General features: G+C 64.7%; 11 protein-coding genes. 9 read left to right on the top strand and 2 right to left on the bottom strand.

Going from position 1 to position 10,066, the window contains the following annotated elements; all coding sequences use genetic code 11:
* Positions 1-79: 79 nt before the first annotated feature.
* The gene (locus tag ASC92_RS26760; protein ID WP_056522082.1) at positions 80-1,219 is read right to left on the bottom strand and encodes a magnesium transporter CorA family protein; all 1,140 of its coding nucleotides are present in this window, start codon (positions 1,217-1,219) and stop codon (positions 80-82) included.
* Positions 1,220-1,230: 11 nt separating this feature from the next.
* A complete protein-coding gene (gene hemB, locus ASC92_RS26765) occupies positions 1,231-2,217 on the bottom strand; it encodes a porphobilinogen synthase (RefSeq protein ID WP_056522210.1) in 987 nt (328 codons plus the stop codon).
* Positions 2,218-2,582: 365 nt separating this feature from the next.
* Between hemB and ASC92_RS26770 the strand changes: the two genes are divergently transcribed.
* From ASC92_RS26770 to ASC92_RS26810, 9 genes are all read left to right on the top strand, one after another.
* Complete coding sequence (locus ASC92_RS26770; protein WP_056522085.1) at positions 2,583-3,011, top strand: CopD family protein; 429 nt, start codon at positions 2,583-2,585, stop codon at positions 3,009-3,011.
* A gap of 12 nt (positions 3,012-3,023) precedes the next feature.
* Positions 3,024-4,154: a VanZ family protein gene (locus tag ASC92_RS26775; protein WP_200936046.1), complete on the top strand. Its 1,131-nt coding sequence runs from the start codon at positions 3,024-3,026 to the stop codon at positions 4,152-4,154.
* A 44-nt stretch (positions 4,155-4,198) separates the two neighbouring features.
* Positions 4,199-4,552 (top strand): (2Fe-2S) ferredoxin domain-containing protein, encoded by a 354-nt coding sequence (locus ASC92_RS26780; protein ID WP_056522088.1) that lies wholly within the window; start codon positions 4,199-4,201, stop codon positions 4,550-4,552.
* 36 nt (positions 4,553-4,588) lie between these two features.
* Positions 4,589-5,221, top strand: coding sequence for an alpha/beta hydrolase (locus ASC92_RS26785; RefSeq protein ID WP_056522090.1), 633 nt, complete (start codon positions 4,589-4,591; stop codon positions 5,219-5,221).
* A 40-nt stretch (positions 5,222-5,261) separates the two neighbouring features.
* Positions 5,262-6,431 (top strand): D-alanyl-D-alanine carboxypeptidase family protein, encoded by a 1,170-nt coding sequence (locus ASC92_RS26790; RefSeq protein ID WP_056522093.1) that lies wholly within the window; start codon positions 5,262-5,264, stop codon positions 6,429-6,431.
* Between the two features lie 202 nt (positions 6,432-6,633).
* Positions 6,634-7,011 carry a 30S ribosomal protein S12 gene (gene rpsL, locus ASC92_RS26795; protein ID WP_013543948.1) on the top strand — a complete coding sequence of 126 codons (378 nt, stop codon included), beginning with the start codon at positions 6,634-6,636 and terminating at the stop codon, positions 7,009-7,011.
* 150 nt (positions 7,012-7,161) lie between these two features.
* Positions 7,162-7,635: a 30S ribosomal protein S7 gene (gene rpsG, locus ASC92_RS26800; RefSeq protein ID WP_007829591.1), complete on the top strand. Its 474-nt coding sequence runs from the start codon at positions 7,162-7,164 to the stop codon at positions 7,633-7,635.
* A gap of 96 nt (positions 7,636-7,731) precedes the next feature.
* On the top strand, positions 7,732-9,831 hold the full coding sequence (gene fusA / locus ASC92_RS26805; RefSeq protein WP_056522094.1) for an elongation factor G: 2,100 nt from the start codon (positions 7,732-7,734) through the stop codon (positions 9,829-9,831).
* A 142-nt stretch (positions 9,832-9,973) separates the two neighbouring features.
* Positions 9,974-10,066: GTP-binding protein (locus ASC92_RS26810; protein ID WP_082519739.1), on the top strand; the 93-nt coding region annotated here is incomplete at its 3' end.

Genomic DNA, 10,066 nt, shown 5'->3' on the forward strand with positions numbered 1-10,066 from the left:
CGGCCCCTCGGGGTTGCCGAAATGCAAAAGGGCCACGCGAAAGCGTGGCCCTTTTGCATTTCCCGCTGATATATGGGGGTCAGCGCGTGCGGGCGAGGTAGCGCTTGCGCCAGAAGATCAGCACCAGCAGCACGGCGATGACCAGCATCGACGTCATCGCGATCCAGAAACCGTCGGCCTTGTGCACCAGCGGGATGAACTCGAAGTTCATGCCGAAGATGCCCGCGATGAGGTTGAGCGGCAGGAACACGGCAGTGAGCACCGTCAGCACCCGCATGATGTCGTTGGCGCGGTGGCCCTGCACGCTGAAATGCATCTGCACGGCGGTTTCGGCGTTCTGCTCCAGCCGGTGCACGTGGTGCACCACGCGCTCGATGTGCTCGAGCACGTCGCGGCTGCGGATCATGATGAGTTCGCGCTCGCGCCGCTCCGTCTCGCCCTTGGGCACGGGCAGGGTTTCGAGCGAGTCGATCCAGTCCTGCATGGCGGCGCGCTGGTCTTCGCAGATCTCGTCCAGGTGGTGCAGCGACTGGCGCGCCTCCATCAGCGCGCCCCAGTTGGTGAAGCGGCTGCGCGGGTCGATCAGCTCGGTCTGCCAGTGGTCCAGCTGCCTGGTGAGTTCGCGCCGCAGGTCGAGGTAGCCGTCGACGATCTGGTTGATCACGCGCAGCATCAGGTCCGAAGGGCTGGCCGGCACGCGGGCCGAGGTGGCGCGCACGTCGAGCGCTGGCGCGCCGCGGTCGTCGGGCGAGCCGGCCGCCAGCAGCCGCGCGGCGAAGGCGTCGCGTACCGCGCCGTCTTCCGGGTGCACCGACAGCAGCACGCGGTCGAACGCCGCGAAGCCGACCGGACGGGTGTCGACGCGGCGCAGCACGGGCGGGCCGCTGCGGGGCAGGCGCGCCGCGCCACCCGTTGGGGCCTCCTGGCCCTGCCCATTTCCGTTGGCAAGGCGCCGGAACACCAGCACGTCATATTGAGAGGTGTAGTCGTAGTGCGAGGGCAACTGGTCGTTGAGCAGGTCGGCCACGTGCAGGTCGACCAGCTGCGTGAGGCACAAGGTCTGCAGGATCTGCTGCACCTCGGCCAGCGAGGCCCGAAATTCCTCGCGCGTGAGCGAGATCCACAGGTAGCCGCCTGCGCCGCACGCGCCCGGCACGGTCAGCGGCGTCAGCGCGGAGTGCTCGCTGACCTGCGAGCGATTGATTTCGAAGATGCGCATGCCGGTGCGCGCTACTTCTGGAGCAGGCGCGCGGCGTCGAGCGCGAAGTACGTCAGCACGCCGTCGGCGCCGGCGCGCTTGAAGGCCAGCAGGCTTTCGAGCACCACGGCGTCGTGGTCGAGCCAGCCGTTCTGGGCGGCGGCCTTGAGCATCGCGTACTCGCCACTCACCTGGTAGGCGAAGGTCGGCACGTGGAACTGGTCCTTCACGCGGCGCACGATGTCGAGGTAGGGCATGCCGGGCTTCACCATCACCATGTCGGCGCCCTCGGCGATGTCGATGGCTACTTCGCGCAGGGCCTCGTCGCTGTTGCCGGGGTCCATCTGGTAGACCTTCTTGTTGCTCTTGCCGAGCGTGGCGGCCGAGCCCACGGCATCGCGGAAGGGGCCGTAGAAGGCACTGGCGTACTTGGCGCTATAGGCCATGATGCGCGTGTGCACGTCGCCGCGGGCTTCGAGCGCGGTGCGGACGGCGCCGATGCGGCCGTCCATCATGTCGCTTGGCGCCACAATGTCGACGCCGGCTTGCGATTGTGTGAGCGCCTGCTTCACCAGCACTTCAACGGTCGCATCGTTGAGGATGTAGCCGGTGTCGTCGAGCAGGCCGTCCTGGCCGTGGCTGGTGTAGGGGTCGAGCGCGACATCGGTCATCACGCCCAACTCGGGGAAGCGCGCCTTGAGGGCGGCCACCACGCGGGGAATCAGCCCGTCGGGGTTGAAGGCCTCGTCGCCGCTGGGCGTCTTGAGGCTGGCGTCGATCACCGGGAACAGCGCCATCACCGGGATGCCGGCGGCCACGCACTGCTCGGCCACGGGCAAGAGCAGGTCGAGGCTCAGGCGATCCACCCCGGGCATCGAAGGCACGGCATCGCGGCGTTTTTCGCCTTCCTGCACGAACACCGGGTAGATCAGGTCGCTGGCCGTCAGCGCGTGCTCCCGCACCAGGTTGCGGGTGAAGGCATCGCGGCGCAGGCGTCGCGGCCGCCCGGCGGGGAACATGGCCAAGGGGGAAGATGATGACGTCATATATCCAAAATTGTGCCTGAAGCGATATTTCGCCGCGCCCCCTCGAAGGAGGCGGTTGTCTGACAACTGCGGAAAATCATAGAACCAAGGTTCTAAATTTTTGCCTTAAACGTCAAAGAAAGTGCCTCAGTCGCTTGAAACCTTGTTTCGTCTTTGTTAAATTCTGAAGCGGGCGGCTTGCCGCTCCCCGCTTTTCCTCCCTGAGCGGGTGCCTTGATGTGTGACAGCAAAAGGGCTTCCCAGCCCGACGTGAAGACGTCGGGCTTTTTTTTGCCCGCCGTGCGGATGCACAGCTGCAAAACCCGGGGCCGGCGAGAGGGCGCCACTAAACTGCCGCCATGCTCTGGGTCAAATCTCTTCACATCGTCTTCATTGCAAGCTGGTTCGCGGGGTTGTTCTACCTGCCTCGGATCTTCGTCAATCTGGCGATGGTGCCGCCCGAGTCGGTGGCCGAGCGCGAACGGCTGCTGCTGATGGCGCGCAAGCTGATGCGGTTCACGACTTTCCTGGCAGTTCCGGCGCTCGGCTTCGGCTTGTGGCTCTGGCTGGGCTACGGCATCGGGCGCGGCCCGGGCAACGGGTGGATGCATGCCAAGCTGGCGCTGGTGCTGGTGGCCATTGGCTATCACCATGGTTGCGGCGTGCTGCTGCGCCGCTTCGTGGCGGGCGAGAACCGGCGCAACGACCGCTGGTTCCGCTGGTTCAACGAGCTGCCGGTGCTGCTGCTGCTGGGCATCGTGATCCTGGTGGTCGTCAAGCCGTTCTGAAACCCGGTGCACATGGTGGAGAGGCCGCACAAGTCAACCGCGCTCCCCCTGGCGCTCGCCTATGCGGCGCTGATCGTCTACGCCAGCCTTTATCCGTTCGCCGACTGGCGCGACCAGGGGATCGCGCCCTGGGCCTACCTGTCGGCGCCCTGGCCGAAGTACTGGACGGGTTTCGACTTCGCCGTCAACGTGGTGGGCTACATGCCCTTCGGATTCCTCTGCGCCCTGGCGGCGCTGCGCACGGCCCGGACTGCCGCCGTCTGGCATGCCGTGCTGCGAGCCACAGTAGCGGGCGCGGCGATCGCCTTCGCCATGGAGACGCTGCAGAGCTACCTGCCTGCGCGCATTCCTTCCAATGTGGACCTGGGGCTCAACACGGCGGGCGCCGTCCTCGGCGCGGTGCTGGCGGCGGGGCTGGAGCGACTGGGCGCGGTTGCGCACTGGAGCCGCGCGCGTTCGCAGTGGTTCGTCGAGGAATCGCGCGGCGCGCTGGTGCTGCTCGCGCTATGGCCATTCGCGCTGCTGTTCCCGGCGGCCGTCACCTTCGGGCTGGGGCAGGTGTTCGAGCGGCTCGAAGTGGCGATCTCCGAATGGCTGCTCGACACGCCCTTCATCGACTGGCTGCCGCTGCGGCAGTTCGAGCTCGAACCGCTGGTGCCGGCGGTGGAGCTACTGTGCGTGATGCTCGGCGCGCTGGTGCCATGCCTGCTGGGCTACCTGGTGGCGCGCTCCGTGGCCCAGCGCGCGGTGCTGCTGCCGCTGACGCTGCTGACCGGCGTCGCGGCCTCGGCGCTCTCGGCGGCATTGAGCTACGGGCCGGACCACGCCTGGGCGTGGCTGGACCTGCCGGTGCAGGTCGGCATGGCCGCGGCCTTGTTCGCCGGCGTGTTGCTGCTTTTCGCGCCGCGCCGCCTGTGCGCGGCGTTGCTGCTGGTGGGGCTCGTGCTGCAGCTGAGCCTGCTGAACCAGGCGCCCGAGAGTGCGTACTTCGCCCAGACCTTGGCCACCTGGGAGCAGGGGCGCTTCATCCGCTTCCACGGACTGGCGCAGTGGCTCGGCTGGACCTGGCCGTTCGCCGTGCTGGCGTACGTGGTGGCCGCTTTGTCGCGGCGCAGCCGCCCCGCCGCCGTCGCGACGGTCTGAGCGTCCGGGCAACGGCGCCGGGAGGCGGTCACTAAAATCTGCCGATGCCCAGTTCCTCTCCCGCCAAGCCGCCCGGCTATTACGGTCGCCACATCTTCTTCTGCCTTAACGAGCGCAAGAACGGCGAAGACTCCTGCGCCATGCACAACGCACAGGAGGGCTTCGACCGCTGCAAGGCGAAGGTCAAGGAGCAAGGGCTCGCAGGGCCTGGCAAGGTGCGCGTCAACAAGGCCGGCTGCCTCGACCGCTGCGCGGGCGGGCCGGTGGCCGTGGTGTACCCCGAAGCCGTCTGGTACACCTTCGTCGACAGCGAGGACATCGACGAGATCGTCGAGTCGCACCTGAAGAACGGCCAGGTCGTCGAGCGGCTGGTACTGCCTCCCGATGTCGGGCGCTGAACTTTTCCACCGGCCTCTTGCTCGTACCCTGCGCCAATGAATTCCCAGACCGAAAAGATCAGCCTCCAGGGCGCCGCCGGCGCGATCGAGGTTCAACGCGACCAGCCTGCTGGCGCTGCGCGCGGCATTGCCGTGATCGCCCATCCGCACCCGCTGTTCGGCGGCACGATGGACAACAAGGTGGTGCAGACTCTGGCGCGCGCTTTCGTCGCCTGCGGCTGGACCACGGTGCGCTTCAATTTCCGCGGCGTAGGTGCCAGCGAAGGCGTGCACGACGAAGGACGCGGCGAGCTGGAAGACATGCTGAACGTCGTGGGCCAGCTCGCGCCTGAAGGTCCGCTGGCGATCGCCGGCTTTTCCTTCGGCGCTTTCGTCGCGAGCGGCGCCGCCGCAAGACTCTGGGCCGAACGCGACATCCGGCAGATCGTGCTGGTGGGCACGGCCGCCGCGCGCAACACCGTGGCCACGCTGCCGGCCGAGGCGCACGAGCGCACGCTGGTGGTTCATGGCGAAGCCGACGACACCGTGGCGCTCTCCGCGGTGATGGACTGGGCGCGGCCCCAGTCACTTCCTGTCACAGTCGTCCCCGGGGGCGGCCATTTCTTTCACGGACAATTGCCGCTGCTCAAAAGTCTCGTGGTCCGCCATCTGCGCGCGGACATCGCATGAAAGCCTCGCAGGCTTGTTTTCGTCTCTTTCCGAACTCCCCATGAATCGTTTTCTTGGCGCGCTCCGCGCGCTGGTCTTTGCCGCCGCTGCATCCGTCAGCCTGATCGCCGCCGCCCAGGTGCCGGCGCCGCCCGAAATCGCCGCGCGCAGCTACCTGCTGCTCGACGTGACCGCGAACCAGATCCTGGCGCAGAAGGACATCGACAGCCCGGTCGAGCCGGCCTCGCTGACCAAGCTGATGTCGGCTTACGTGGTGTTCGATGCGCTGCGCGCCAAGAAGATCACGCTGACCCAGACGATGCCAGTCAGCCCGCGCGCATGGAAGATGCCAGGCTCGCGCATGTTCATCGACCCCAAGATGCAGGTGCCGGTGGAAGACCTGATCAAGGGCCTGATCGTGCAGTCCGGCAACGACGCCACGGTGGCGCTGGCCGAAGGCGTCGGCGGCACGGTGGAACACTTCGTCGAAATGATGAACGCCCAGGCCAAGGCCTTGGGCATGAAGAACACCAGCTACAAGAACCCCGAAGGCCTGACGGCGCCCGGCCATACCACCACGGCCCGCGACCTGAGCATCCTGGCGACCCGGCTGGTGCGCGACTTCCCCGAGGAAGCCAAGTACTACGCCATCAAGAAATACCGCTATCCGGGCACGCCGTCGACCAACGACACCAACCGAAACCTGCTGCTGTTCCGCGACCCGACCGTCGACGGCCTGAAGACCGGCCATACCGAAGCGGCCGGCTACTGCATGATCGCCACCGCCAAGCGCGACTTCCCGAACCTGACCGGCGGACGCCGGCTGCTGTCGATCGTGCTGGGCACCACGGGCGAGACCGTGCGCGCCAACGAGTCGCAGAAGCTGCTGAACTGGGGCTACACGGCCTACGACGCCGTCCGCCTGTTCGACGCCGGCCAGCCGGCCGCCACCCCGGCCGTCTGGAAGGGCAAGGCCAACACGCTCAAGCTGGGCCGTCCGGAGGCCATCGTGGTCGCCGTGCCCACCGGCACCGCCAGCAAGATCAAGACCCAGGTGTCGCGCCCCGATCCGCTGGTGGCGCCGTTCACCAAGTACCAGCCCGTCGGTTCGCTCAAGGTCACCCTGGACGACCAGCCGGTCGCGGACGTGCCGCTGGTCGCCCTGGAAGCCGTCGAGCAGGCAGGGATATTCGGTCGCGCCTGGGATGCCGTGCGGCTCTGGATCAAGTAAATCCGAGGGGTGAAGGACCGCTGGCGGGCCGCCCCTGCGGCTGTCCTTGCCGTTTCAGACTCGTTTGCTATACTCGTGGGCTTTTCGGAAATTTCCGAAGGGTTTCACGTTTTCGTTATTCCCGGCTTCCCTGCCTTGCGTCACGACAAGGACAAGGACGGTTTCGCAGCCAAGGCCGGGGCGTTTTGGGACTAATTCATTCATGCCAACCATCAATCAACTGGTGCGTCAGGGTCGAACGGTCGAAAAGATCAATTCGAAGAGCCCTGCCATGCAGAACTCGCCGCAACGTCGCGGTGTCTGCACCCGCGTCTACACCACGACGCCCAAGAAGCCCAACTCGGCGCTTCGTAAAGTTGCCAAGGTCCGTCTGACCAATGGCTTCGAAGTCATCTCCTACATCGGCGGCGAAGGCCACAACCTGCAGGAACACAGCGTGGTGCTGGTTCGCGGCGGTCGTGTCAAGGACTTGCCCGGTGTGCGTTACCACATCGTGCGCGGTTCGCTCGACCTGCAAGGCGTGAAAGACCGCAAGCAGTCGCGTTCCAAGTACGGCGCGAAGCGTCCCAAGAAGGCTTAAGCCTTCCTGTTGTAAAAAAACAAGCGGTGTTCGATGGCCTTGGCGGGCTTGTCGAACGAAGTGACCCAATCCCGGGTCGAGTAAGTGAGAGTCCTGACTGGCTCTCGCGGTATCGGAAACGATGCCAACTGAAGCAAAGAGGTTAGAAAAATGCCACGTCGTCGCGAAGTCCCCAAACGTGAAATCCTGCCGGATCCCAAGTACGGCAATGTCGAGCTGTCCAAATTCATGAACGTGATCATGGAAGGCGGCAAGAAGGCTGTTGCCGAGCGCATCATCTATGGTGCCCTCGACTTCATCGAAAAGAAGAACCCCGACAAGGACCCCCTCGAAGCGTTCACCGTTGCCATCAACAACGTGAAGCCGATGGTCGAAGTGAAGTCGCGCCGCGTTGGCGGTGCGAACTACCAGGTGCCGGTCGAAGTCCGTCCCGTCCGCCGCCTCGCCCTGTCGATGCGCTGGATCAAGGAAGCTGCCCGCAAGCGCGGTGAGAAGTCGATGGCCCTGCGTCTGGCCAACGAACTGATGGAAGCCACGGAAGGCCGTGGCGGCGCCATGAAGAAGCGCGACGAAGTGCACCGCATGGCAGAAGCCAACCGCGCATTCAGCCACTTCCGCTTCTAAAAATCAGACACAGCTTGGGCGTTGGATCTTGAGTGTCGGGCGATGTCGTCCGTACTCGAGAACCAGCGCTCAACGCATTTAACCCGAAAGTAAATCATGTCCCGCAAGACCCCCATCGAGCGCTACCGCAACATCGGTATCTCCGCGCACATCGACGCTGGCAAGACCACGACGACGGAACGTATCCTGTTCTACACCGGTGTGAACCACAAGATCGGTGAAGTGCACGACGGTGCCGCCACGATGGACTGGATGGAGCAAGAGCAAGAGCGCGGCATCACGATCACGTCGGCTGCCACCACCTGCTTCTGGAAGGGCATGGCTGGCAAGTTCGAAGAACACCGCATCAACATCATCGACACCCCCGGCCACGTGGACTTCACCATTGAAGTCGAGCGCTCGATGCGCGTGCTGGACGGCGCTGTCATGGTGTACGACGCCGTCGGCGGCGTGCAGCCCCAGTCGGAAACCGTCTGGCGCCAAGCCAACAAGTACAAGGTTCCGCGTCTCGCGTTCGTCAACAAGATGGACCGCACCGGCGCCGACTTCCTGCGCGTGCGCCAGATGATGGTCGATCGCCTGAAGGCCAACCCCGTCGTGATCCAGATCCCGATCGGTGCCGAAGAACACTTCCAGGGCATCGTCGACCTCGTGAAGATGAAGGCGATCATCTGGGACGAAGACAAGGGCGTGACCTTCACCTACGGTGACATCCCCGCGAACCTGACCGACGTCTGCAACGAATACCGCGAAAAGCTCGTCGAAGCGGCTGCCGAAGCCAGCGAAGAGCTGATGAACAAGTACCTCGAAGGCAACGAGCTGACCGAGGAAGAAATCAAGAAGGCCATCCGCCAGCGCACCATCGCCGGCGAAATCCAGCCGATGCTGTGCGGCTCGGCCTTCAAGAACAAGGGCGTGCAGGCCATGCTCGACGCCGTCGTCGAGTACATGCCGGCACCGACCGACATTCCGCCAGTCAACGGAACCGACGAAGACGAAGCGCCCGTCACCCGCAAGGCTGACGACGGCGAGAAGTTCTCGGCCCTGGCATTCAAGCTGATGACCGACCCGTTCGTGGGCCAGCTGACCTTCGTGCGCGTCTACTCCGGCGTGCTGACCAAGGGCGACAGCGTCTACAACCCGGTGCGCGGCAAGAAGGAACGTATCGGCCGTATCGTGCAGATGCACGCGAACAACCGCGAAGAAGTCAACGAAATCCGCGCCGGCGACATCGCCGCCTGCGTGGGCCTGAAAGAAGTGACCACGGGCGAAACCCTGTGCGATCCCGCAGCCGTCGTGACGCTCGAGCGCATGGTGTTCCCGGAATCGGTGATCTCGCAGGCCGTCGAGCCCAAGACCAAGGCCGACCAGGAAAAGATGGGCATCGCCCTGCAGCGCCTGGCTCAGGAAGATCCGTCGTTCCGCGTCAAGACCGACGAAGAATCGGGCCAGACCATCATTGCCGGCATGGGCGAGCTCCACCTGGAAATCATCGTGGACCGCATGAAGCGCGAATTCGGCGTGGAAGCCAACGTGGGCAAGCCGCAAGTGGCCTACCGCGAAACGATCCGCAAGACCGTCGAAGACGCCGAAGGCAAGTTCGTGCGCCAGTCGGGCGGCAAGGGCCAGTACGGCCACGTCATCCTGAAGCTCGAGCCGCAGGAAGCGGGCAAGGGCTTCGAGTTCGTCGACGCCATCAAGGGCGGTGTGGTTCCTCGCGAATACATCCCCGCAGTGGAAAAGGGCGTGGTCGAAGCGCTGACGCAAGGCGTGCTGGCCGGCTACCCGGTCGTCGACGTCAAGGTCACGCTGCACTTCGGTTCGTACCACGACGTGGACTCGAACGAAATGGCGTTCAAGATGGCCGCGATCTTTGGTTTCAAGGAAGGCGCCCGCAAGGCCAGCCCCGTGATCCTGGAGCCGATGATGGCCGTGGAAGTCGAAACGCCCGAAGACTACGCCGGCAACGTGATGGGCGACCTGTCCAGCCGTCGCGGCATGGTGCAGGGCATGGATGACATGATCGGTGGCGGCAAGTCCATCAAGGCCGAAGTGCCGCTGTCGGAAATGTTCGGCTACTCGACCACGCTGCGCTCGATGTCGCAAGGCCGCGCCACGTACACGATGGAGTTCAAGCACTACGCTGAAGCTCCGCGCAACGTTGCTGAAGCCATTGTGGCTGCTCGAGCAAAGTAAGTTTTCAAGAATGCAGGGCCGCGCAGCGCGTGGCCCTCGTTGTCTGCGATCCGGTGCCGCCACGTTCCCGTGCGAGGCGAACCAGCAATCGGATGCAGACATAAAACCAACACACGGGACATGCTCTTTCAAGGATTGAAAAATGGCAAAAGGTAAATTCACCCGCACCAAGCCGCACGTGAACGTGGGCACGATCGGTCACGTCGACCACGGCAAGACCACGCTGACGGCGGCG

This window comes from Variovorax sp. Root411 (genome assembly GCF_001425205.1).
In the GTDB taxonomy this organism is placed as follows: domain Bacteria; phylum Pseudomonadota; class Gammaproteobacteria; order Burkholderiales; family Burkholderiaceae_C; genus Variovorax.